Source organism: Paenibacillus sp. FJAT-27812, from assembly GCF_001273905.1.
Taxonomy (GTDB): domain Bacteria; phylum Bacillota; class Bacilli; order Paenibacillales; family Paenibacillaceae; genus Pristimantibacillus.
In genome coordinates, this window is record NZ_LIGH01000001.1 from 5,815,601 (window position 1) to 5,837,386 (window position 21,786).

General features: G+C 48.4%; 22 protein-coding genes. 4 read left to right on the forward strand and 18 right to left on the reverse strand.

From position 1 onward, the window contains the following. Window positions 1–47: 47 nt before the first annotated feature. The 4 genes from ADU23_RS32355 to ADU23_RS24770 all read right to left on the reverse strand — a co-directional run bounded on the left by ADU23_RS32355 (window position 48) and on the right by ADU23_RS24770 (window position 2,588). The gene (locus tag ADU23_RS32355) at window positions 48–665 is read right to left on the reverse strand and encodes a response regulator (protein ID WP_082311195.1); all 618 of its coding nucleotides are present in this window, start codon (window positions 663–665) and stop codon (window positions 48–50) included. A 61-nt stretch (window positions 666–726) separates the two neighbouring features. Beyond that, on the reverse strand, window positions 727–1,338 hold the full coding sequence (locus ADU23_RS24760) for a DUF3298 and DUF4163 domain-containing protein (protein ID WP_053376189.1): 612 nt from the start codon (window positions 1,336–1,338) through the stop codon (window positions 727–729). Between the two features lie 30 nt (window positions 1,339–1,368). Then, the gene (locus tag ADU23_RS24765) at window positions 1,369–1,866 is read right to left on the reverse strand and encodes a GNAT family N-acetyltransferase (protein ID WP_053376190.1); all 498 of its coding nucleotides are present in this window, start codon (window positions 1,864–1,866) and stop codon (window positions 1,369–1,371) included. Then, on the reverse strand, window positions 1,863–2,588 hold the full coding sequence (locus tag ADU23_RS24770; RefSeq protein WP_053376191.1) for a phosphonate ABC transporter ATP-binding protein: 726 nt from the start codon (window positions 2,586–2,588) through the stop codon (window positions 1,863–1,865). Before ADU23_RS24770 ends, ADU23_RS24765 begins: the two co-directional genes overlap by 4 nt. Window positions 2,589–2,746: 158 nt before the next feature. On the opposite strand from ADU23_RS24770, the gene ADU23_RS24775 reads away from it, so the two are divergent. Then, window positions 2,747–2,971, forward strand: coding sequence for a hypothetical protein (locus tag ADU23_RS24775; RefSeq protein ID WP_053376192.1), 225 nt, complete (start codon window positions 2,747–2,749; stop codon window positions 2,969–2,971). A gap of 69 nt (window positions 2,972–3,040) precedes the next feature. On the opposite strand, the gene ADU23_RS33325 is transcribed toward ADU23_RS24775, so the two are convergent. Next, a complete protein-coding gene (locus ADU23_RS33325) occupies window positions 3,041–3,178 on the reverse strand; it encodes a hypothetical protein (RefSeq protein ID WP_176707670.1) in 138 nt (45 codons plus the stop codon). A 144-nt stretch (window positions 3,179–3,322) separates the two neighbouring features. Here ADU23_RS33325 and ADU23_RS24780 point away from each other — a divergent pair, with 144 nt between their 5' ends. Further along, window positions 3,323–4,057: an HAD family hydrolase gene (locus ADU23_RS24780; protein ID WP_053376193.1), complete on the forward strand. Its 735-nt coding sequence runs from the start codon at window positions 3,323–3,325 to the stop codon at window positions 4,055–4,057. A 75-nt stretch (window positions 4,058–4,132) separates the two neighbouring features. Here the strand turns inward: ADU23_RS24780 and ADU23_RS24785 are convergent, their stop codons facing one another. From ADU23_RS24785 to pdhA, 10 genes are all read right to left on the reverse strand, one after another. Continuing rightward, window positions 4,133–6,373 (reverse strand): type IA DNA topoisomerase, encoded by a 2,241-nt coding sequence (locus tag ADU23_RS24785; RefSeq protein WP_053376194.1) that lies wholly within the window; start codon window positions 6,371–6,373, stop codon window positions 4,133–4,135. 206 nt (window positions 6,374–6,579) lie between these two features. Continuing rightward, window positions 6,580–7,719, reverse strand: a complete 1,140-nt coding sequence (locus ADU23_RS24790; RefSeq protein ID WP_053376195.1) for a hypothetical protein — start codon at window positions 7,717–7,719, stop codon at window positions 6,580–6,582. Window positions 7,720–7,942: 223 nt separating this feature from the next. Further along, window positions 7,943–9,430: a glutamate synthase subunit beta gene (locus ADU23_RS24795; RefSeq protein ID WP_053376196.1), complete on the reverse strand. Its 1,488-nt coding sequence runs from the start codon at window positions 9,428–9,430 to the stop codon at window positions 7,943–7,945. A 244-nt stretch (window positions 9,431–9,674) separates the two neighbouring features. Continuing rightward, window positions 9,675–10,166, reverse strand: a complete 492-nt coding sequence (locus tag ADU23_RS24800; RefSeq protein ID WP_053376197.1) for a dihydrofolate reductase — start codon at window positions 10,164–10,166, stop codon at window positions 9,675–9,677. 39 nt (window positions 10,167–10,205) lie between these two features. Continuing rightward, the gene (locus ADU23_RS24805; protein WP_053376198.1) at window positions 10,206–11,162 is read right to left on the reverse strand and encodes a thymidylate synthase; all 957 of its coding nucleotides are present in this window, start codon (window positions 11,160–11,162) and stop codon (window positions 10,206–10,208) included. A 59-nt stretch (window positions 11,163–11,221) separates the two neighbouring features. Further along, a complete protein-coding gene (locus ADU23_RS24810; protein ID WP_053376199.1) occupies window positions 11,222–11,707 on the reverse strand; it encodes an acyl-CoA thioesterase in 486 nt (161 codons plus the stop codon). A gap of 112 nt (window positions 11,708–11,819) precedes the next feature. Further along, window positions 11,820–13,235: a dihydrolipoyl dehydrogenase gene (lpdA, locus tag ADU23_RS24815; protein ID WP_053376200.1), complete on the reverse strand. Its 1,416-nt coding sequence runs from the start codon at window positions 13,233–13,235 to the stop codon at window positions 11,820–11,822. A gap of 3 nt (window positions 13,236–13,238) precedes the next feature. Continuing rightward, window positions 13,239–14,558 (reverse strand): dihydrolipoamide acetyltransferase family protein, encoded by a 1,320-nt coding sequence (locus ADU23_RS24820; RefSeq protein WP_053376201.1) that lies wholly within the window; start codon window positions 14,556–14,558, stop codon window positions 13,239–13,241. 15 nt (window positions 14,559–14,573) lie between these two features. Then, window positions 14,574–15,551, reverse strand: a complete 978-nt coding sequence (locus tag ADU23_RS24825; protein WP_053376202.1) for an alpha-ketoacid dehydrogenase subunit beta — start codon at window positions 15,549–15,551, stop codon at window positions 14,574–14,576. Window positions 15,552–15,571: 20 nt separating this feature from the next. Then, window positions 15,572–16,639 (reverse strand): pyruvate dehydrogenase (acetyl-transferring) E1 component subunit alpha, encoded by a 1,068-nt coding sequence (gene pdhA, locus ADU23_RS24830; RefSeq protein WP_053376203.1) that lies wholly within the window; start codon window positions 16,637–16,639, stop codon window positions 15,572–15,574. Between the two features lie 290 nt (window positions 16,640–16,929). Between pdhA and ADU23_RS24835 the strand changes: the two genes are divergently transcribed. Then, window positions 16,930–17,667: an alpha/beta hydrolase gene (locus ADU23_RS24835; RefSeq protein WP_053376204.1), complete on the forward strand. Its 738-nt coding sequence runs from the start codon at window positions 16,930–16,932 to the stop codon at window positions 17,665–17,667. Between the two features lie 71 nt (window positions 17,668–17,738). On the opposite strand, the gene ADU23_RS24840 is transcribed toward ADU23_RS24835, so the two are convergent. Both ADU23_RS24840 and ADU23_RS24845 read right to left on the reverse strand, forming a co-directional pair. Further along, window positions 17,739–18,224, reverse strand: a complete 486-nt coding sequence (locus ADU23_RS24840; RefSeq protein WP_053376205.1) for a low molecular weight protein-tyrosine-phosphatase — start codon at window positions 18,222–18,224, stop codon at window positions 17,739–17,741. Further along, window positions 18,221–18,862 carry a trimeric intracellular cation channel family protein gene (locus tag ADU23_RS24845; protein ID WP_053376206.1) on the reverse strand — a complete coding sequence of 214 codons (642 nt, stop codon included), beginning with the start codon at window positions 18,860–18,862 and terminating at the stop codon, window positions 18,221–18,223. The genes ADU23_RS24840 and ADU23_RS24845 overlap by 4 nt, the downstream gene beginning before the upstream one ends. Before the next feature lie 225 nt (window positions 18,863–19,087). Between ADU23_RS24845 and ADU23_RS24850 the strand changes: the two genes are divergently transcribed. Next, complete coding sequence (locus tag ADU23_RS24850; RefSeq protein WP_053376207.1) at window positions 19,088–19,726, forward strand: thiamine diphosphokinase; 639 nt, start codon at window positions 19,088–19,090, stop codon at window positions 19,724–19,726. An 84-nt stretch (window positions 19,727–19,810) separates the two neighbouring features. Here the strand turns inward: ADU23_RS24850 and ADU23_RS24855 are convergent, their stop codons facing one another. Further along, entirely contained in the window at window positions 19,811–21,784 is a 1,974-nt protein-coding gene (locus ADU23_RS24855; protein ID WP_053376208.1) for an endonuclease MutS2, read from the reverse strand. Between the last annotated feature and the right edge of the window lie 2 nt (window positions 21,785–21,786).

The following is a 21,786-nucleotide window of genomic DNA, read 5'->3' on the forward strand; positions in this document are numbered from 1 at the left end:
CGGGAACAAAAAAAAGCTTCGCATCGTAATAGATGCGAAGCAAACCATCATGAGGCTTCCCCGTCCGAATGCGAGGCATACTGCGCCTGCAAGCGTACAACCTCCTCTTTCAGCTCAATGATATCAAACGGCTTGGTAAAGCATTTGCTTATGCCAAGCGAATCTGCTTCTTCCATCTTCTCTGGAGAGGCATAAGCCGTAATCAGAATTACCGGTACTTCAACTGATAATTTCCGTATCTCGCGAAGCACCTCGATCCCATCCGTGTCCGGCATCCGAAGATCAAGCAAAACGCAGTGCATCCTGTGCTTCTCGAATAGCGCAAGCGCAGTGCTCCCATTATCCGCCTCATATACCAGCATGCCAAGCGAAGAAAACAATTCAGAGAGCATCATGCGAATAGCGAGTTGATCGTCTACGATTAAAATAGCCCTTTGTGTATTTGCCGTTTGGTTATGATCATTTATGCTTGCCGCGCCAGCAGCCGCATATGGTTGCGGACTAGCAGCATGCCTAGTGGACATCGTGCTCGCTGTTTTTGAGGGTTGTATCCTTGACCTATCTGCAAGAAGCTGCTGCTTTTTTTTCTTTGTAAGCCGAAAATAGAAGACAATCGAAATAGCGACAAGCAGTGCTGCAATGATAAGTAAAGGAAAATAAGTCAATTCGTTGTCTCCTTAAGCCTTGCGGCAAAATGCAGCTTAGCAAGAATAGGTTTTAACCATGCTAATCATTGACCAACATAGGTCCAAGCGGACCATCCTCATTAATGATATCTTGAAGCTCATAAACGGATATTGGAAAATATAAAAATCCAAAAACATACGCTGCCAGCTCATAAAGCTGGAAATAAACAACAAGCGAACGATCCGCCACATAATAATCTTGGTCGGGCCGGATAGACTTAAACGGCTCGAGCGTATCAATCTTTCGCGCTTTGATTTGGGCACTTACGATCGTGCTTATTCTGCCTACGTAATCCGCTCCCGGCTTAAAAAGCTGCGCAAGCGTATAGGTTTGACCCGTCGACTGCTTGAAGGTCAACGATTGCTGAAGCGTTAAGCCATGCGCGCCACCCGTAAAAGCATAATTAAACAATGAAAGGCTTAAATAATCCTTTTGATTGTTCTTTTGCTCATAATAGCCCAGCATTTGGGCCCTCGGATCATCAAGCGAGCCCTGATTATGTACGAGCTGCTGTACGGCTTGATGGATCGTATGGTTTATCTTCTTATCCACGGCTTCGCTTTTACCACCGCTTATATAAGGTAGGGACAGTTCTGCTTTTGGAAAATTGGCCTTAGCCGTTTGTATGACGACCGGTGTTTGAAATGGCATGATGAAGACACCTTCCTATTCGGTAAGATGCTACATTATATGCAACGCGCGGCTCATTTCATACCATACGATGCCGCCATGCGTGGAAGACGACACGCCCCGAAGCTCGAACCGTTCAGCTTCGTAGAAGCTTATCAGATGCTGCTCGCACATCAAAATAATCGTATCGACTCCGCTCTCTTCGCACTGCTGGATAAGTCTGCGAAGCAGCAAGGTGCCGATCCCCTTCTTGCGATGTCCTTCATCTACCGCAACCGTAAGCACGCAAAAGTTGCTTCCCTCCAGAAGATCATCCTGCGCGCCTTTCATCTCGTCGCCGCATGCGTACTGTGCTGTACGTATGCCATTGGCGATCCCGACGATTTGATCGCCAATCCAGGCCGACCAAAAATACGGCCGGTAATGCTCATACCGATATCGAAAGCCCGCCAGCGTTGCTGCCGCCTCTTCGGTGTAGCAGCTTTGTTCGAGCTTAATGGCCGCTGCCAGTTCATCTTCATTAATCAAACGAAGTACAATTTCACTCACAGCAGCGCCTTCTCGCGCTCGGTTAATCTTCTGCCGCTTACGTCGAGCACGAGCTTGCCGTTTTTCAAGCCGAGGATGCGATCCGCAAACCGCTCAGCCCAATCTCCCTGATGCATGACAGCGATGACGATAACGCCTTGCTCTTTGCATAGCGCTTTCAAATCCGTTAAAACCTGATCAGCCGTATGGGGATCCAGTCCGGATACCGGCTCATCCGCCGCGATGACTTTGGCGCCATGAACCAGCGCTCTTGCGATCGCCATACGCTGCCGTTCTCCGCCGCTCAGCGTGCTTGCCTTCTGATGCGCTTTTTCCAGCAGCCCGCGCTTCTCGATCATATCCATAGCGCCCATATAATCGTCATTTCTTACCATGCCTGTCCATCTGCGCCAAGCTGGCGTTTGCGTCACAGAGCCGATAATGACATTTTTCAGTCCCGTCTTATTAGGGAACAAAAACGGTTTTTCCTCTACGTAGGCTACCTCTTGCTTTACTTTGAGCTTGCCGGAGATACCCTGCTTGAAAATATCCTTGCCATCGAATTGATAGGTTCCCTCGCTCCACTTCTCTTGCAAAGCTAGGCAGCGAAGCAGTGTCGACTTCCCGCTTCCGCTATCGCCCTTAATAGCAATAAAATCACCTGGATAAGCCTCGAAGCTAATGTCGTCAAGCACCTTCGGCCCACCTGGAATACGTCTGGATAGGTTCTTTATTCTGATCATTTTCCGCGCTCCTTCTGTTTGCAGCAACTGCCTCTATGAATCTAGTTTACGTTAAACAAAAAACAGTTTCCATACGAACAAATGTTTGGTATAATAAAAACAAGAACAAACGTTCTACTGATCATCGAATTCAACCATTTGAAGGAGGCCTGATCACCATGAATAACATCTGCGAAAATTTCCGTTATCTAGAGAATGAACGCTCTGGACGCGACTTAACCTTTAAGTTTTACGCTGATGGACGGCTTATCATTATTGATAATGTTGCAGAGGAGGTGATCACTCCCAAAGATTTGAAAGGTGCCAGCAAGGACTTCTACGTTCGCAGGCGCATCGCATTCATTAAGAATCAATTAAGAGCTTCGCAGCTTAAATATGCATAACTATCCCGTATGAGGAGAGCAGATCCCTATCACGCTCTCCTTTTTACGTTGCTACACCTATTTCGCTGACTACGGAAGCTGTTTGTTAATGCCGTTTAAGCTCGGCGGGCGCTTCGCGAATTTATCCGTTTTAAGCTTGCCCGCTTGCCCTTGCGAGCTGGAATGATTTTGACGATGATCTGTTTTGCTGTTTTTGTTAAATACCAATCTAATCACCTCCACTATCATTATGCCGTTTTTATTGGATATCTATGTAAAAAATCATATCTGGTGTTTCACACATTGACTCAACCCCTGCAATTGCGGTAGATTGGTCATACAGTTTCAAGTTCCGCAAAGGAGATTTCTTATATGAAGCAACAGATTATGTTTGACCTTGACGATACGTTAATTCACTGTAATAAATACTTTTACCTCGTTATCGATCAATTTGTTGATGCCATGACCACATGGTTCGGCAGCTCGCCGCTTGTGACAGCACAAGCGATTAGAGACAAGCAGATGGAGATCGACATTGCAGCGGTGGCCGTGTTTGGCTTCAAGAGCGAACATTTTCCGCAATCCTTCGTCGACACCTACATTCACTACTCTCACTTGACGGGTCGTAAGCGCTCTACAAGTGAAGAAAACTTTTTATGGAAGCTAGGACTAAGCGTGTATGAGCATGACACCGAGCCTTATCCAAATATGGAGCAAACGTTATTCGCGCTTGCAGAATCTGGTCATGAGCTTCACCTTTATACTGGCGGCGAGCTTCCCATTCAACGTCGTAAGATCGAAAAAATGAACTTGGAGCGCTACTTTGGCTCACGCATCTACATCCGCAGGTTAAAAAACAGCGATGCGCTGGAAAGCATTTTATCCACGGGCACCTTTGATCGCAACATCACTTGGATGGTAGGCAATTCCATTCGTACAGATGTAGTGCCTGCACTAACGGCTGGCATCCATGCCATCCATATGCGCGCTGTGTCTGAGTGGGAATTTAATATCATTCAAATCGACGTAGAGCCAAAGGGTGCTTTCTTGACCTTGGATCATCTAAAGGACGTGCCTGATGCCATCCATGGCTACGTGAACCGCTGATGCACGCAGCAAAATAGACTCGATTCCGTCTCGTATGAGATGGAATCGAGTCTATTTGTTTTGGGGAGCTAGCCGTCACTGCTCAATCGCTAGCTCACCCGTATCTATATTTCTGAGCACGATTCTGCCTTCCCCTGGCGTGCCGTCTTGCAGTTCAAGCTTTAGCTTCGACGTTTTTCCTTTTTCAACGAGTGCCTTAACCTGTGAATCCGTTAGACTGCGGCCGAAGCTTTCCTTCCAAATAACGAATTTGCAGCCTTCCTTGTAATGGGAGCAGCCGTAACCTTTGCGTCCCATAAAGATGGATCCGCCGCAGCCCACACGTGGACACGTCGTGATCACTGAAGGCGTACCCGGAGCAGCCGCGCTCTTCTGTGCTGCAGCCTTCGGTTTTGCTGCCCGGCTGCGCGGTGCAGACGGGGGCTTGCCGGATGCTCCTTTGCCGGAGGCAGGAGCTTCGCTCTCGAACGATGTTTTTGCGGCACGGGACTGGACGCGCACCTTGTCGACAATCATGGTCGCAAACTTTTTCACATTTTCCATAAATTGTCCGTCAGAAGCCGTCCCTCTCGATATTTCGTTCAAGCGCCGCTCCCATAGGCCGGTCATCTCAGGCGAGGTAAGCAGATCGATTCCCGCACCCCGGATAAGTTCGATGGCGGTTCGGCCCTTTTGCGTAACCTGAATTTTTTTGCCCTGCATATCGATATAGCCGACATTTTTGAGCCGTTCAATCGTTGCTGCCCGCGTGGCAGGCGTGCCAAGACCCGAGTCCTTCATCGCATCCCGAACGTCCTCGTCCTCGATCTGCTTGCCCGCGCTTTCCATCGCCTTGAGCAGCGTTCCTTCTGTATAATGCTTTGGAGGCTGCGTATCCTTCTCTTTCACAACCGCATCCGTACAAACAATACCTTCTTCTGCATTGATCGAAAAAGGCTCGTTTACCTCAATTTCCTCTTCCTCGGCATCTTCCTTGTCCTTGCCTTTGGCTGTCGTCTTTGCCTTCTCCTTCTTCTGATCCGCATAGATGACCTTCCAGCCCAAGCTTAGAAGCTCTTTAACCGTTGTTTTGAACATCTCGTTCTCAACCTCGGTCAAGACGGTGTGCACCTTATACTCCGCAGGCGGATAGAACTGGGACAGAAATCGCCTAACGATCAAATCATACAGCTTTTGCTCGTCGGGGCTCAGGCCATTTGCTTTGCGGTTCGTCGGCAGGATGGCATGATGATCCTCAACCTTTGTTGGGTTGCAAATAAACTTGTTCCCTTTGTGGACAAGGCTCCGGTTGGCTCCCTTTACAAGCTCATCGTAACTGGTGCCTTGCAGCGCATTCAGCGTTTTGTGCATCTCGGGAATGTTCTGCTCCGTCACATAGTTCGAGTTCGTTCTTGGATAGGAGATGACCTTATGCTTCTCATAGAGCGCTTGCGCCGTATCCAACGTTTTTTTCGCTGAAAAAGCATATTTCCCGTTCGCTTCGCGCTGAAGCAGCGTAAGATCATATAGCTTAAACGGATACTCCTTCGTTTCCTTAACCTCATAGGATGCAATCCGTCCCTGCTTGCCCTTAACCTTGGCGGCGATGGCTTCCACTTTAGCTTGGTCGGTCATTCTCTCAGCCTGCCACATGGCGCGGTAGGTCATTTCGTTTTGCGAAAAATGTCCTTCCAGCTCAAAAAACTTTAAAGACGAGAACGCCTCGATCTGCTTCTGACGGTCGTAAATAAGCGCAAGTACTGGCGTCTGTACTCTGCCGACCGACAACAGCACATTATGCTTGGTCGTGAAAGCACGCGAGCCATTCATCCCAATAAGCCAATCCGCCTCGCTTCTAGCGGTTGCCGCACGGGTCAGGTTCTCGTACTCGGCACCTTCCCTCAGCTCCGCGAACCCTTTACGTATCGTTTCCGGGGTTAGATCCGAGATCCATAACCGCTTTACCGGCTGGTTAAGCTTTAGATGCCGCTGAATAAGCGAGAAAATATATTGCCCTTCCCGCCCCGCATCGCAGGAATTGACGAGCATATTGCTGCGCTTAGCTAGGTCGCCGATTACTTTCAGCTGGTCTATCGTTTTTTTGTTTGGCACCAGCTTGAACTTCGACGGAATGATCGGCAGATCGTTAATGTTCCATTTCTTATATCGATCGTCGTAAGCATCGGGCTCCGCAAGCCCGATCAAATGCCCGATTGCCCACGTAATAATGTAATGTTCGCCTTCTATGTAGGAACGGTGATTTTTTGCTTTGGGATCGATTGCGGCTGCAATATTTCTGCCCATATCCGGTTTTTCCGCAATGATTAATGTCTTCAAAAGATAATCGCTCCTTCATTAAGCATTTCGCAAGCATAGCTGATTGTGCCACCCATACATGGCTTGAACTAGCTTCGCACTGCCTTGCCTCTAAACATTTTACAGACTTCTCGTCCAAAAAGAAATCCTTTTTCGTCATGGAAGCGACAAGTTACTCATAAAAAAATAAACCCAATAGGACGTTTGTCCCAATTGGGTTCATTGTTTTAAGGCTCATCCAGATATGCCATGATCTTTCCAAAAATCGTACGGACACCGTCCGACCAATTAGGGTCCTCCGCGTACTTTCGATTAATCCAAGTGAACGGGTCCACATCCGCTGGCCTGCCTTTGCTTAAATTAAATACGGTACGTGCCGCGATTTCTGAGGATTGTCCGATATTCGTATTAAATTCCTTCCAGCTGTGGAATACGTTAAATGGATTGTTAGCGATCTGCTTGTGCAGCTTATTCGTCTTTGGCACAAAGCCCTGTTCTTGGCCCGTAATGGCAAACAACAAGGCAGGATGGATATCAAAGCTTTGAGCGGCTTTTATGATGGCATCAAAATAGGGCTTTTCAGCTAGAATAGAAGATTTGCTTTCCAAAAATTCAACCAATCGTGCGCGATCAAATTCGTCGTAGCGGAGCTCAATAGGCAATCCGTCTACGGGAACCGCCAGCTTTTGAACGGGTTTCACGACGACGGGCGGCTGAAGCTTTTGCTCGGAAGGCTTGCCGAGCGACCAGCCGTATAAAAGGGAAGTTCCTATAAGCAGCATGCATAAAGCACTATAGATGTACGCTCTAACTTTTGAATAGCGGGACAATGGCATTTTCCACTTCGTGACAGGAAGCGCAATCACCTCCGCGGCACTCACGGTAGACGATTCCGCACGAACCATGACACCTGCTGACAATAACAATGCTCTCAGCTGCGCCAGAAGGCCATTCTCAGCATCAATAGCTAAGATATCCGATTGCTCCCTCTTCGAGGACAGCTCGTCCATTAGACGCTGCATGACGGGCTTCTTACAGCTCACATTCAGCTGCGTCTCTACCCAAGCATGGAAAGGCTCATAAATCTGTGTGTCAGATCGGTCGAGCCATAAACACGCTTGAAAAATATCATCTGCCCGCACCGGCCTCTGCCGCTCCAAAACGGCTGTTCGAATCAATGTCTCCGTAATGGATCGCTTAATGCTGCTCTCGAAATTCGGCAATTGCTTATGTATGATCCGTTTGACCGCATCCGCCACGATTTCCGCACGCTTATCTTGCGGCATCGCGGCATACTTATGCTGAACGTAGTTTCGAATGTTCCGAACGTCTGCCTGAGACAGAACGTATGCTTCATCGGCTGGCATGACGAATCGCCCCTTCGCGTCATCTCAAACCGATTTTACCACAACTTTCCTTATGATGGTGTGCTTAGTTTTTGGATTTCGTCTTGGATTTGCTGCTGCATAATAAAAGCAGTAATTGACTCAGCTCTAATACTCTAAATCGGCAATGCTTTCCACAACAAGAAAAGCGCCCGAGGGCGCTTCTCTTCCATCCTATTAAGCTTTGCTTGTTTATTTACGTTGATTAAGGAAGCATCGACGAACCCATCAAATATTTATCTACTTCACGGGCTGCTTCGCGGCCTTCGTTAATTGCCCATACAACCAAGCTTTGGCCACGACGCATATCGCCAGCTGCGAATACTTTATCAACATTTGTCGTGTATTTGCCGTATGCTGCTTTCACGTTCGTGCGGCGGTCTTGTGCAAGACCAAGCTGCTCGATCAACGTTGTTTCAGGACCTTCAAAGCCTACTGCGATGAATACAAGATCCGCTGGCCAAACTTTTTCTGTTCCTGGAATTTCGCTATATATTTTACGTCCAGTTTCATCCACTGTACGCTCAATTTGTACCGTATGAAGCTCTTTCAGGTTTCCGTTGCCGTCGCCGACAAATTTCTTCGTCAGTACGGAGAATGCCCGAGGATCTTCGCCAAATAGCGCTTTTGCTTCCTCTTGTGCGTAATCAAGCGTGTACACGTTCGGGAATTGCGGCCAAGGATTGTTTTGGCTGTCGCGCACTAGCGGAGCTTTGGCATGCGTACCGAATTGCGTAACCGATTTGCAGCCGTGGCGAAGCGCTGTCGCTACGCAGTCCGTACCTGTATCGCCGCCGCCAATTACGATAACGTCCTTGTCTTTTGCGGAGATATATTTGCCGTCCTCAAGGTTGGAATCCAAATAGCTTTTGATTGTGCCATTCAGGTAATCCATCGCCATGTGAACGCCGTTCAAATCGCGGCCTTCCATTTCAACGTCGCGCGCTCTAGTCGAACCGCCGCATAGCACAACTGCGTCAAAGTTCTCAACAAGCTCATTCGCTGTAATGTCTTTGCCGATTTCCGTATTGACTACAAATTCAACGCCCTCTGCCGCCATCAAGTCAACGCGGCGCTGAACGACGTGTTTTTCAAGCTTCATGGTTGGAATGCCGTAAGTGAGCAAGCCGCCAATGCGGTCTGCGCGCTCATATACCGTTACCGTGTGCCCTGCTTTGTTAAGCTGAGCTGCGGTAGCCATGCCGGCCGGTCCTGAGCCAACAACTGCAATTTTTTTGCCGGTACGCACTTTAGGCGGCTGCGGAACAACCCAGCCTTCGTCAAAGCCGCGGTCAATAATAGCTTGTTCGATCGTTTTAATCGTAACCGCATCGCCGATTAGGCCAACGGTGCAAGATCCCTCGCAAGGCGCTGGACAAACCCGGCCTGTAAACTCAGGGAAGTTATTTGTTTTATGCAGACGGTCAAGCGCTTCACGCCACAACCCGCGATAGATCAAGTTATTCCACTCCGGAATGAGATTGTTGACCGGACAACCCGAAACAGAGCCTGCAAGTTCTATACCTGTATGGCAGTATGGCGTACCACAATCCATGCAGCGAGCTCCTTGCGTCTTTAACTGCTCATCCGAAAAATGCTTATGAAACTCTTGCCAGTCTTTGATGCGCTCTAGCGGGTCGCGATCGGCCGGCAATTCGCGCTGATATTCCATAAAACCAGTAGGTGTAGACATGATCGCATTTCCTCCATCCATATTTCCCGTTAACCACTTTACGATTCTCTTTCAAACTATATCGGGAATCCATCAAATATTCAATATCAAACTTTCTCAAAAACGAATATTTTGTCTAAAGCGCTCGTTTGCTATTTTTAAACATCCTAGCATTCAAGGCCTTATGTCGTTAATGGATTATCCGTACAATCATTTGCACTTTATGACATATCGTACGTCAATTGTTCGTTTCTAGCGTAAAAAGCTATTTTTCACGCCGTTTGAACGTTTGAAACGTAAAAGCATAACGATTCTTTTCATCGCTCTCCCTGCTCTCGGCTTCCACGATTTGCCACTGCGAATCAGAGAACGCCGGAAAGAACGCATCGCCGCCTTCAACGGCCGTATCTACTTCCGTAAGTAATATCGTATCCGCAAAGGGCAGCATTTGTGCATAAATATCTTCGCCGCCGATAACCATCAGCTCATCGTTTTTGCATAGCTCAAGCGCTTCCTCAACCGAATGGACGATTTCACAGCCCTCAGGCTGAAAATCATGCTGCCGCGTCAATACGACATTCCGGCGGTCAACAAGCGGCTTAGGGAGCGACTCAAACGTCTTGCGCCCCATCAAAACCGTCTTGCCTATCGTCATCTTTTTGAAAAAAGCCATTTCCGCTGGCAAGCGCCATGGCAGCTTATTCCCAATCCCAATGGTACGATTGCGGTCCATTGCAGCAATTAACGTAATTGTCATAGCGGTTAACCCTTCTCTCTATCGATCAGCTTAAATCCGCTACACAGCTACCGGAGCTTTTATAGTCGGATGCGGCTCATAATTTTCAATGGTCAGATCCTCTACTGCAAAATTGAAAATCGATTTTTTGTCAGCGTTTAGCTTCAGCTTAGGCAGCGCCTTAGGCTCGCGGCTGAGCTGTATGTCGATTTGCTCCACATGATTCGTATAAATATGGGCATCGCCAAGCGTATGGATGAAATCGCCTGCCTCAAGCCCGCATTCATGCGCAATCATATGGGTTAATAACGCATAGCTTGCGATATTAAACGGAATGCCAAGAAAAATATCAGCGCTCCGCTGGTAAAGCTGGCAGGACAGCTTGCCGTTAGTCACATAGAACTGGAACATGGTGTGGCACGGAGGCAGCGCCATGCTTGGCACATCCTCCGGATTCCACGCGGAGACGATCAGCCTTCTGGAGTCCGGATTTTTTTTGATCGTTTCAACTACGTCCTTAAGCTGATCGATCGTGCTGCCTTGTATCGTCTTCCAATCCCGCCACTGCTTGCCGTACACGTTGCCGAGCTCGCCAAATTCCGCCGCAAATGAATCATCAGCCAAAATCCGCTGCTTAAAAAGATTCATCTGCTCGTCATAAGCTTTAGCGAATTCAGCATCCGTTTGAGACCGAAGGCCAAAATTCGTCATGTCAGGACCGTCATATGACGCGCTCTCGATCCATCTTTTGAACGCCCATTCATTCCAAATATTATTATTGTGCTGAAGAAGATAACGGATGTTCGTATCCCCTTGTATAAACCAAATTAGCTCGCTGGCAATTAGCCGAAACGGCACGCGTTTGGTCGTAAGCAAAGGAAAACCTTCGCTAAGATCAAAGCGCATTTGATAACCAAAGGTGGAAATCGTGCCCGTACCGGTACGGTCCTCTTTTTTGCTGCCGTTCTCTAGAACGTATTTCAACAATTGCAAATAGGTGTTCTCGCTGTTGCTCATATCGCTATCGCCCCCCAATCATGAAACATAAATCAGAAAAATAACAATTTATTATATCATTATCCTCGTTGTCTGTCCTGCTTTCGTTTCTTTCTGAGGGCATGCCGCTCCGGCGCCGATGCATGAAGCCGCTTCTCTTCTTCCGTCTCCGGAATGACGGTAGGAACGACCGCTGGTTTGCCGTTTTCGTCAAGCGCAACGAATGTAAAAAAAGCGGTAACGGTCGTTTTGCGAACGGCGGTGAACAAATTTTCCGAGTGCACGGACACGTAAACCTCCATGGAACTCCGGTTCGTCCACGACACGAACGCTTCAACCTCAATGACTTCCCCTACCCGAATCGGCGCTACAAAATCAAGGCTGTCCGTCGATGCGGTTACAGCCTGCATGCGCGCATGCCGCATGGCTGCTATTGCAGCAACCTTATCCATGTACTCCATCAGCTTGCCGCCAAACATCGTATCGTAATGGTTCGTATCCAGAGGAAAAATAAGCTGCGTCATTATCGTTCTTGATTCGCTTGCCGGCTTCGTCGTTTGTTCCATGTTCGCGTATGCCCCCTAATTGTCGTTTGGTAGCTCTTGATGCGCAAAGAGGCCCCGCCGGCTGGTAAGCCGCGTGACCTCTAGTAGCGCTAAACGATAAATTTAGTGCGATTTATTTGATGAACGTGTGGATCGGGTGACCTAGTGCAACTTCAGCTGCATCAAGCACGATCTCTCCAAGCGTAGGATGCGCGTGAATCGTAAGCGCGATGTCCTCAAGCGTTGCACCCATTTCGATTGCTAGAGCAAGCTCAGCGATCATGTTGGAAGCCTCAAGGCCAATAATTTGCGCACCGAGCAAAAGACCGGAATCTGCGTCGGATACAAGTTTAACAAAACCTTCGTTTGCGTTAAGCGACATTGCACGTCCATTGATCGCGAACGGGAATTTGCCGACTTTCACATTATGGCCTTTGTCTTTTGCTTCCTTCTCGCTGAGACCAACGCTTGCGCATTCCGGATCGGAGAAGCATACTGCCGGAACACATTTATAGTCGATAACGCTTGATTGACCCGAGATTGCTTCTGCAGCAACACGGCCTTCATACATCGCTTTGTGCGCAAGCGCAGGTCCAGCAATGATATCGCCAATCGCATAGATGTGAGGGATGTTCGTACGGCATTGCTCATCAACTTCAACTAGTCCGCGATCGGACAGCTTCACATTGATAAGGTCAAGGCCAAGCTCGCCATCGGTATTTGGACGACGTCCAACCGTTACAAGCAAGTAATCAGCTGTTACTTTTTCTTCTTTGTCGCCAACAGTATAAGTTACCGTTACGTCTTTATCCGTTTGCTCAGCGCCTTTTGCTTGTGCGCCAGTAATGATATCAACGTTCGTGCTTTTTAGTTTCTTAGCAACGATGGATGACATATCTTTGTCAAAGCCCGGCAAGATAGCGTCGGAGCCTTCGATTACCGTTACTTTTGTACCGAATTTCGAGTACATTTGACCAAGCTCGATACCGATGTAGCCGCCGCCGATTACTACGAGGCTCTTCGGAATTTCTGGCAAGGACAAAGCGCCTGTCGACGATACGATGCGGCCGCCGTAAGGGAATGCTTTAAGCTCGATTGGACGTGAGCCAGTAGCGATAATACAGTTTTTGAAACGGTAGCGCGGCGCTTCTTGATCGTTGAATACGCGTGCTTCGTTTTCGTTAATGAACATGACTTCGCCTTGGAAATATTGGACTTTGTTTGCTTTCAATAGGGAAGCAACGCCGCCTGTCAATTTTTTGACGATACCTGCTTTAAACTCTTGTACCTTAGTGAAGTCAACCTTCGCTTCGCCAACTTCGATACCGAAAGCGGAAGCGTGGCTGATTGATTCATATTGATGCGATGCGGAAATAAGTGCTTTGGATGGAATACAACCCACGTTCAAGCATACGCCGCCTACATATTCTTTATCCACGATGAGTACGTTTTGGCCAAGCTGAGCAGCACGAATCGCTGCTACATAACCGCCTGGGCCCGCACCAATAACTAGAGTGTCAATATCAAGGGAAGCATCACCTACGACCATGTCTTATACCTCCATTATGAACAATTCCGGTTGGCCCAGAAGTGTTTTGATGTAATTCATAAAGTTTTGTGCTGTTGCACCGTCAATGAGGCGGTGGTCAAAGCTGAGTGAAAGAGCCATTACTGGAGCTGCAACGATTTCGCCATTGCGAACGATCGCTTTCTCCGTAATTCTGCCTGTGCCAAGAATCGCAACTTCAGGGAAGTTGATTACTGGTGTAAAGAACATACCGCCAGCGGAACCGATGTTCGAAATTGAAATCGTGCTGCCTTTAAGCTCGTTAGCAGCAAGCTTGCCGTCGCGTCCGCGAGCAGCTAGATCACGAATCGAATCTGCGATTTTGAATAGGTTTTTACGGTCTGCATCTTCGATAACCGGTACGATTAGACCGTTTTCCGTATCTGTAGCAATACCGATATTGTAGTATTTGCGCAATACGATTTCTTGGTTTGCCTCATCAAGCGTAGCGTTCAAGATCGGGAACTCGCGGCAAGCTGCCACAAGAGCTTTCACGATGAACGGAAGATACGTAAGCTTGGAGCCTTTTTTCTCGGCATAAGGCTTATATTTGGCACGTAGTGCAACAAGCTCGGTTACGTCAACCTCATCCATAATGGTAACGTGCGGCGCTGTATACACCGATTTTGACATCGCGTTTGCAATGATTTTGCGGATACCTTTGAAAGGAACGCGCTCCTCTGGACGGTAAGCCGTACCCGTTGCTGCTGGGGCAGCTTTTGCTTCCGCTTTATCCGCTGTATTGGATTGTTGCTCTGCCGCAGGAGCAGCATCGCTTGCAGCAACAGCTGCTGGTGCACCGCCGAAGCCAGTAACATCATCGCGAGTAATACGTCCGTTTTTGCCGGTGCCGCCAACTTGAGTCAGGTCTACGCCCTGCTCGCGTGCGAATTTGCGAACGCTAGGCGTTGCAAGTACAAGTCCGCCTGTCGCTTTAGGAGCAGCCGTCGCTGCTGGTGCAGCAGGCGCTTCCGCTTTTGGAGCTTCCACTGCAGGTGCAGCCGCTGCCGGCGCTTCTGCTTTTGGAGCTTCTGCAGTAGGTGCTGCTTGCTCAGGCAATTCGCCTTCCGCATCGATAATCGCAACGATCTCGCCAACGTGGCAGACTTGACCGTCTTTTACAAGCACTTCAAGGACTTTACCGTTTACTGGGCAAGGTACCTCAACGATCGCTTTGTCGTTTTGAACTTCCATAATAATGTCATCATCTGTAACCGTATCGCCGACTTTGATATGCACTTTAATAATTTCGCCTTCGTGCAAGCCTTCGCCGAGCTCCGGGAAACGATATTCGAATTTAGCCACCGCTTGTAACCTCCTTTAAAAGTTCAGTACTTTTTGAACGGCTGCAGAGATACGCGCTACCGAAGGAAGCCACGCATCCTCAACTAGAGCAAACGGATAAACGGTATCCGGTCCAGCTACACGAAGTACTGGCGCTTCTAGGTGCAGGATTGCTTTTTCATTGATTTGGGCAATGATTTCAGCTGCTGCGCCGGATGTTTTTTGCGCTTCTTGAACGACGATTGCACGGTTCGTTTTTTGGATCGAAGCGACGATTGTATCGATATCAAGCGGAAGCAGTGTGCGAAGATCGATAACCTCAGCACTCACGCCTTGTTTTTCAAGCTCTTCTGCAGCTTTGACAGCTGTGTGAACCATCAAGCCGTAAGAGATAATGGTTACGTCTGTACCTTCGCGAACGACGTTCGCTTTGCCGATTTCAACGGTATATTCGCCTTCAGGCACTTCAGCCTTGAATGCGCGGTACAGGTTCAAATGCTCCATGAAAAATACAGGATCGTTGTCGCGGATAGCGGAAATCATCAAGCCCTTTGCATCATAAGGATTGGAAGGAATGATAACTTTGATACCTGGTGTTTGAATGGCAAGACCTTCAAGGGAATCCGTGTGCAGCTCAGCCGCTTTCACGCCGCCGCCAAATGGCGTACGGAATACGATTGGCGAGTTGTAGCGTCCGCCAGAGCGGTAACGCATACGAGCAGCTTGGACAAACATTTGGTCAAGCGCTTCATATATAAAACCTACGAATTGAATTTCGGCGATTGGACGGAAGCCTTGCAAGCCCATCCCAACTGCCATACCTGCAAGGGCGGATTCAGCAAGCGGCGTATCAAATACCCGCTCTTCACCAAACTCATCCTGCAAACCTTCTGTCACGCGGAATACACCGCCGACCTTACCTACGTCCTCACCGAAGATGACAACGTTTGAATCGCGTTTAAGTTCTACGCGCATCGCATCGCGAATTGCTTCCAACATATTCATTTGAGCCATGATCGTCTGATCCTCCTCTACTATTGAAAATCGGCCTTTTGCTCTTCCAGATATTGCGGTGTTGTTTCGAACATGCTATCGATCAAGCCTGCTACAGTCATTTTCTCAACTGCTTCAGCTTTTTTGATGTGCTCATTAACAGTAGCTTTCGCTTCTTCTTTCACGCGGTTTGTGTCTTCTTCTGTCCACAAGCCTTTTTTCTCCATAAACTTGCCGAAACGAACGAGCGGATCTTTAAGAGCCCATTCCGCTTCTTCTTCTTTTGTACGGTATTTAGTCGTATCATCCGCCATGGAGTGAGGACGGAAACGGTAAGTCAGCATCTCGATCAAAGTTGCGCCTTCGCCGTTACGGCCGCGCTCTGCTGCTTCTTGAACGGCTTTAATGACAGCAAGCACGTCCATTCCGTCTACTTGAACGCCCTTGATGCCTGCTGCTACAGCTTTATGTGCAATCGACAAAGCGCCTGTTTGTTTGGAGTAAGGAGTCGTAATCGCGTAGCCGTTGTTTTGAACCGCATAAATGACTGGCAGCTTATAAGCGCCTGCATAGTTCATACCTTCGTAGAAGTCGCCTTCCGACGAACCGCCGTCACCTGTATAAGTGATCGCTACACGCTTTTCATTCTTTTTCTTAAATGCCATTGCAACGCCTGTTGCATGCAAAATTTGTGCGCCGATAATGATTTGCGGCATAAGCACGTGCACATCCTGCGGAATGTTACCGCCTTGTTGATGGCCGCGCGAATATAGAAATGCTTGGTACAGCGGCAAGCCGTGCCATACGATCTGTGGCATATCACGGTAGCCTGGGCAAATGAAATCATCTTTATTTAGTGCGTATTCGCTGCCGACCATCGATGCTTCTTGGCCGGATACCGGCGCATAAAAGCCGAGTCTGCCTTGGCGTCCAAGGTTTACTGCACGCTCATCCCATGTACGGGTAAATACCATGCGGTACATAATTTCTTTTAATTGATCATCGGACAATTCCGGTAAAAAATCCGGATTAACAACTTCCCCGTCGAGTGACAAGACAGATAGCGGTGTTACCGGTTCTGTTTGAACTTCGTATGGCAATTTGCTCATTTTGAACGCTCACCTCAATCGAAATATTTGAAAATCGTTTACCTCTGTTATAGAATTATTATAAACCTGTTTAACGAAAATGGTCAAAGCAAAAAACAAAAAAACCGTTGTTTTTTCGCAGATTCTCATCATTATCTTAAGAAATTGTATATGCTACAGACTTATTTATTTAGTATAACAGCATAATACAACAAGACAGAAATAGATGTGATTCCCTTGATTACCTTTCTATTGTTTACCCACAACGGAAGCATTCCATTCAACTAATCATTCCATGAGGAGAGAAAGAAATGACAGATGAGCGATATTTAAAGAGAACGATTGTGAAGGAAACCGTACCTAGCCGTTATTTGCCTGAGCAAGCACGCAACTTACGTATTTTTTTGCCGCCCGGCTATAATGAAGTGCTTAGCTATCCTGTCGTGTATTGCCAAGACGGCGAGGATTTTTTCAACTTCGGCAGAATTGCGACAACTGCAACGCGGTTAATTTTGGACGAAGGGCTGGAGCCATTCATCATCGTTGGCGTAGACGTCGACAAAAAGCAGCGTACGGAGGAATATACGCCTGACGGCAATCGACATGAGGCTTATATTCGTTTTTTTGCGGAGGAGCTAATTCCGTTCGTCGAGGAGAAGTATGCTGTGCGGCAAGAGCCGGAGCACCGATTGTTAGCCGGCGATTCGCTGGGCGGTTCGGTTTCCTTGCATTTGGCGCTAAGCTACCCTCAGCTCTTTACACGTGTCATGTCCTTATCGGGCGCTTATTATGGCGTTTCCCAAAATATCATTTCAGAAGCAGGCGACCTGAGCTGGCTGAACATCTACATGATCGTTGGTTTGCAAGAGGATGCTTATGAAACGGATCGCGGCGTATTCGACTTTGTCGCTTTGAACCGCAATGCGAAGGCTCTCCTTGAGCTTAAGCAGGCTACTATCTTCTATGAAGAAAAAGACGGCAAGCATCAATGGGGCTTCTGGCAAAAAGAGCTTGACCGCGCTCTCTCCTATTTTATCGAGGTCGAATAACCGAAAAAAAGAAGCTGGCAGAATACTCCTAATGGAGATCAGCCAGCTTCTTTTTTATTTTCAAAACCTAATTAAAGATTCAAATCGTTGCGGACACGCCCAAGCAGCTCCTTGCAGCCTGCTTCTACCAGTTCGTAGACAAAAGAGAAATTGCCATCATAATAAGGATCCGGCACATCGGCCGTTCCCCTATCAGGAAGAAGCTCCATAAACGTAAAAAGGCGGTCATGCTCCTTTGCGCCTTTTGATGCGCTTAGCAGCTTGCGCACATCGCGCAGGTTGTTTGTATCCATACATACAATGTAATCAAACGAAGCAAAATCATTGGACGTCACCAGACGTGCCTTCATGCCTTGATAAGATATCTGGTGCTCATCCAGTTGCTTCCGAGTTCCCTCATGGGGCGGATGGCCGAGATGCCAGTCTCCGGTTCCCGCGGAATCAACGTCAATGACATCAGCTAAATTAGCCCGCGTCACCTGGTAGCGCATAACCGCTTCTGCCATGGGAGACCTGCAAATGTTGCCAAGACAGACAAACAATATACGTGCTTTCATGAGTTGTCTCTTTTCTGCTGTTCATCAGCCGTATTAATATGAAGCGAGCGACGCGGCAGCTTCCACTTGTAATAGACGGATAACATACGGAATCCAATGATAACGACAAATAAGAACAAAAGCTCTAGGTTCGATTTAATCCATCCGAGTCCGATCACAAGTCCAGCTAGCATCGCCCATACCGCATAAATTTCATCCTTAAGCACAAGCGGCTTCCGTCCAGCGAGCACGTCGCGGATGATGCCTCCGCCAATCCCTGTTAGCATCGCAGCAACGAGCACTGCACTAAGTGGATGCTTCATCTGCGTGGCGTAAAGCGCCCCTTGAATGGCAAAGGCAGACAACCCAATCGCGTCAAAAAAAGCTTCGCTTCTGCGCCACCGCTGAATCCAGACGACTGGCAGCAGGAAGGCAATCGTCATCGCGATCATCGCGATTTTCAGCAAATAACCTTGGCTCCAAAGCGATGTAACCGGCATGCCGATCAGTAAGTTCCTTACCACTCCCCCGCCAAACGCCGTTACAAGGCCTAGCACGAATACGCCAAGAATATCGTACTCTTCTTCCATCGCAACGATCGCTCCGCTGACCGCGAAAGCGATGGTGCCGATAATACTGAAAATTCCGAAAATGTCCATACTCACAGCAATAGCTCCTCGCTTCCCGTCCATGAACCGGCAACTGGGGCCGATTCTTTCCTTCACCATTTTAGCTGGGTGTTTGCCGTTTCGCAACGACAAATTTCGCGGTAATCTTAGGCAGCAATAACATGATATTCTGTAGCCTCTAGTTTTTATGGAAGCAAAGGCTTTATACTTAAAGCCTTATAAACATTTTCCCTTAAAAGAAAGGATAATTCCGTTATGCAGCCTCGCATCGTTATATGCACGGGCGGCCAGCTTGGCGCTTGGGCTCTTGAACATATTAAAACCGATGATTTGCTTATTGGAGCAGATAGCGGAGCACGATTTCTAATAAAGCAGGGATTGCGGCCGGATGTTGCGATCGGCGATTTTGACTCGGTATCCGAAGATGAGCTGCTAGAAATCCGCAAAAACAGCGGCCAAACGATTGCATGCGATCCCATCGACAAAAACTACACCGATACTGAAATGGCCGTACGGCTCGCCTTGGACATGCACCCGCGCGAACTTGTGCTCCTCGGCGCGCTTGGAACGAGATTTGACCATTCGCTTGCAAATGTTCACCTGCTCGCGCTAGCCGTTAAGCAGAATGTGCGTGCTACGATTATCGACAACCATAATAAAATTTCACTCGTGACGGACAAGGTCACCATTGAACAGCTTGGCTATCCAAACGTCTCGCTGCTTCCGCTCACGATGCGGGTTGAAGGCATTACGCTGACCGGCTTTCAATATCCGCTCACTGATGCTGAATTAACGATTGGACAGTCGCTTGGCATCAGCAATGTATTGCTCTCGCAGACGGGTAAAATCAAAATAAGCGATGGCCATTTGCTTGTGATCCAGAGCCGCGATTAGCCGAATGCATAGAAACAGCCGAGGTCTACGACCTTGGCTGTTCTTGTTCAACCTTATCCTTCTATAAACTGTTAGCAGAGCCAGCTAATAAATATCTTCCTCCGGCGTAACAATGGTAAGTCCTTCCACATGCTTGCGATTCATCAGCTTGCGTGCTTTCCTATTTTCCACCGATTCAAAAACAATATCTAAATCATATTGCTCATCCGGGTAAAGCTTTGTTTTGGCAATATACAGCTTCATGCGTTTGTGGTTGAACGTTAATTTCTGCCCCTGCACCTGCACGATGACATTTCCCCGTTCATCTGCTGGCCGGAATACGACTCCCATTCTCTTTAGCGGATAGATCCAGACCGCATCGCCTTTCTCAAATGGCTTAGCTGTTTTTTTGATCTGGGCAGCTCCATCGTTGGCACTCGTTCGTTTAGAGCTGCTAGATGTCTCGGGTACCGCGCTAGATGCTTTAGCTTCAATTAGATCGTCTGCTTTCATAGCCGGAAGCTCTATTAGCGTTTCCGATAGAGGTGAAGCCTCCTTCCGCACTAACAGCTCCTCCGCACGCAACATGACGATTTCCGGCAATCCAAACCGTCTAGCAATGGCAAAAGCATGGCTGTCGCCTGCTTCGCCCATCTCTAACCGATAAAGCGGCTTGAGCGTATCGGCATCAAAGGCCATCTTGCCGTTTTGACAGCCAGCGGTATTGGCAGCAAAAGCTTTAATTTCGTTAAAATGTGTCGTAGCCGCAGCAAGCGCCTCTCGCTTGAGCAGCTGCTCGAGCAGCGCGATTGAAAGCGCGATTCCTTCAGTTGGATCAGTGCCGGCTGCAAGCTCATCCAGCAGAAGCAAAGCTCTCGGACCGGCAGCGATCATCATTTCCTTCAGAACGGTAATATGCGAAGAGAAGGTGCTAAGCGACTGCTCCAAGCTTTGGCCGTCTCCCACATCTGCGATCACATGCTCGAATATGCCAATCTCGCTCCCCTGCCCGGCAGGTACCAATAGCCCTGATTGCACCATAAGCACGAATAAACCGATCGTTTTTAAGGTTACCGTTTTGCCGCCAGTATTCGGACCTGTAATAATAAGCTGTTTCCAAGCATAACCAAGCTCAACATCCAAGGGCACGCTGTCTTGGCCTAATAAAGGGTGGCGAGCGCCTTTGAGACGAATGACAGGTTTCTCTGATAAACTGATCTTTTTTCCTTCGTAGGTGCGCGAGAGCTTGGCGCGTGCCGTAATGAAGTCAAAGGAAGCCATTGCCTCCACATTGCATTTCAGCTCGTAGGAGAACGATTCCGCGAGCTCGGACAGCCTTGCCAATATGACGGTACGTTCCCTTTCCTCCTCGGCTTTCCATTGCTGAAGTTCAACTTGAAGGTCTGCCACATCGATGGGTTCAACAAACAAGGTCTGTCCGCTCGCGGACTCATCCCACACCGTACCGGGCACTTGCTTGCGCTGCTCCCGCTTCACGGCGATAACGAAACGGTCGCGGCGCTTGCTGATGACTGGCTCTTGCAAAGAGGTTCGATACTTGTTTAGCGCATGCTCCATCTTTTTCTGAATCTTATCCTCAGAGGCGTAAATATGTCTTCGGATATAGGCTAGATCCGCGCTCGCTTGATCCGTCAATATGCCATAACGAATGCAGCGGTTCAGCTCCTCCCGAAGCGCAGGGCAATCATACATCGATTCCGCATATGCAGCTATCGTCGGTGCAATATCACGTTTGCTGTGCATATACTTTTTCATTTGCGTAACGGATGTGAGCCAGACGGAGAGCTGTTCGAGCTCCTGCTCGTTGTAAATTCTCCCTTTGCCCAGCAGAGAAAGAAATGGATCGATGCCTTCCATTGCGGATAACGGAATGCTGGCACCGCTACCGAGCAATGAAGCCGCCTCTTCCGTTTCTGTCAGCCATGCTTCAACCTGGCGCTGCTTCGTGCTTGGCGCAAGCCTCTCGGCTAACAGCCTTCCTGCCGGTGATACGGTCATGCTCACAACTCCGGCTTTGACCTTGTCGAACTCCAGCCGTTTCCATGATGCTTCATTCATTT

Coding starts and splice junctions, on each gene's coding strand:
- ADU23_RS24805 (WP_053376198.1), bottom strand. CDS start 11,162: ATGAGCAACAGCGAGAACACCTATTTGCAATTGTTGAAATACGTTCTA.
- ADU23_RS24775 (WP_053376192.1), top strand. CDS start 2,747: ATGAATAACATCTGCGAAAATTTCCGTTATCTAGAGAATGAACGCTCT.
- ADU23_RS24825 (WP_053376202.1), bottom strand. CDS start 15,551: ATGGCTCAAATGAATATGTTGGAAGCAATTCGCGATGCGATGCGCGTA.
- ADU23_RS24795 (WP_053376196.1), bottom strand. CDS start 9,430: ATGTCTACACCTACTGGTTTTATGGAATATCAGCGCGAATTGCCGGCC.
- lpdA (WP_053376200.1), bottom strand. CDS start 13,235: ATGGTCGTAGGTGATGCTTCCCTTGATATTGACACTCTAGTTATTGGT.
- ADU23_RS24790 (WP_053376195.1), bottom strand. CDS start 7,719: ATGCCAGCCGATGAAGCATACGTTCTGTCTCAGGCAGACGTTCGGAAC.
- ADU23_RS24800 (WP_053376197.1), bottom strand. CDS start 10,166: ATGACAATTACGTTAATTGCTGCAATGGACCGCAATCGTACCATTGGG.
- ADU23_RS24850 (WP_053376207.1), top strand. CDS start 19,088: ATGCAGCCTCGCATCGTTATATGCACGGGCGGCCAGCTTGGCGCTTGG.
- pdhA (WP_053376203.1), bottom strand. CDS start 16,639: ATGAGCAAATTGCCATACGAAGTTCAAACAGAACCGGTAACACCGCTA.
- ADU23_RS24845 (WP_053376206.1), bottom strand. CDS start 18,862: ATGGACATTTTCGGAATTTTCAGTATTATCGGCACCATCGCTTTCGCG.
- ADU23_RS24760 (WP_053376189.1), bottom strand. CDS start 1,338: ATGCCATTTCAAACACCGGTCGTCATACAAACGGCTAAGGCCAATTTT.
- ADU23_RS24780 (WP_053376193.1), top strand. CDS start 3,323: ATGAAGCAACAGATTATGTTTGACCTTGACGATACGTTAATTCACTGT.
- ADU23_RS24855 (WP_053376208.1), bottom strand. CDS start 21,784: ATGAATGAAGCATCATGGAAACGGCTGGAGTTCGACAAGGTCAAAGCC.
- ADU23_RS24840 (WP_053376205.1), bottom strand. CDS start 18,224: ATGAAAGCACGTATATTGTTTGTCTGTCTTGGCAACATTTGCAGGTCT.
- ADU23_RS24810 (WP_053376199.1), bottom strand. CDS start 11,707: ATGGAACAAACGACGAAGCCGGCAAGCGAATCAAGAACGATAATGACG.
- ADU23_RS24770 (WP_053376191.1), bottom strand. CDS start 2,588: ATGATCAGAATAAAGAACCTATCCAGACGTATTCCAGGTGGGCCGAAG.
- ADU23_RS24835 (WP_053376204.1), top strand. CDS start 16,930: ATGACAGATGAGCGATATTTAAAGAGAACGATTGTGAAGGAAACCGTA.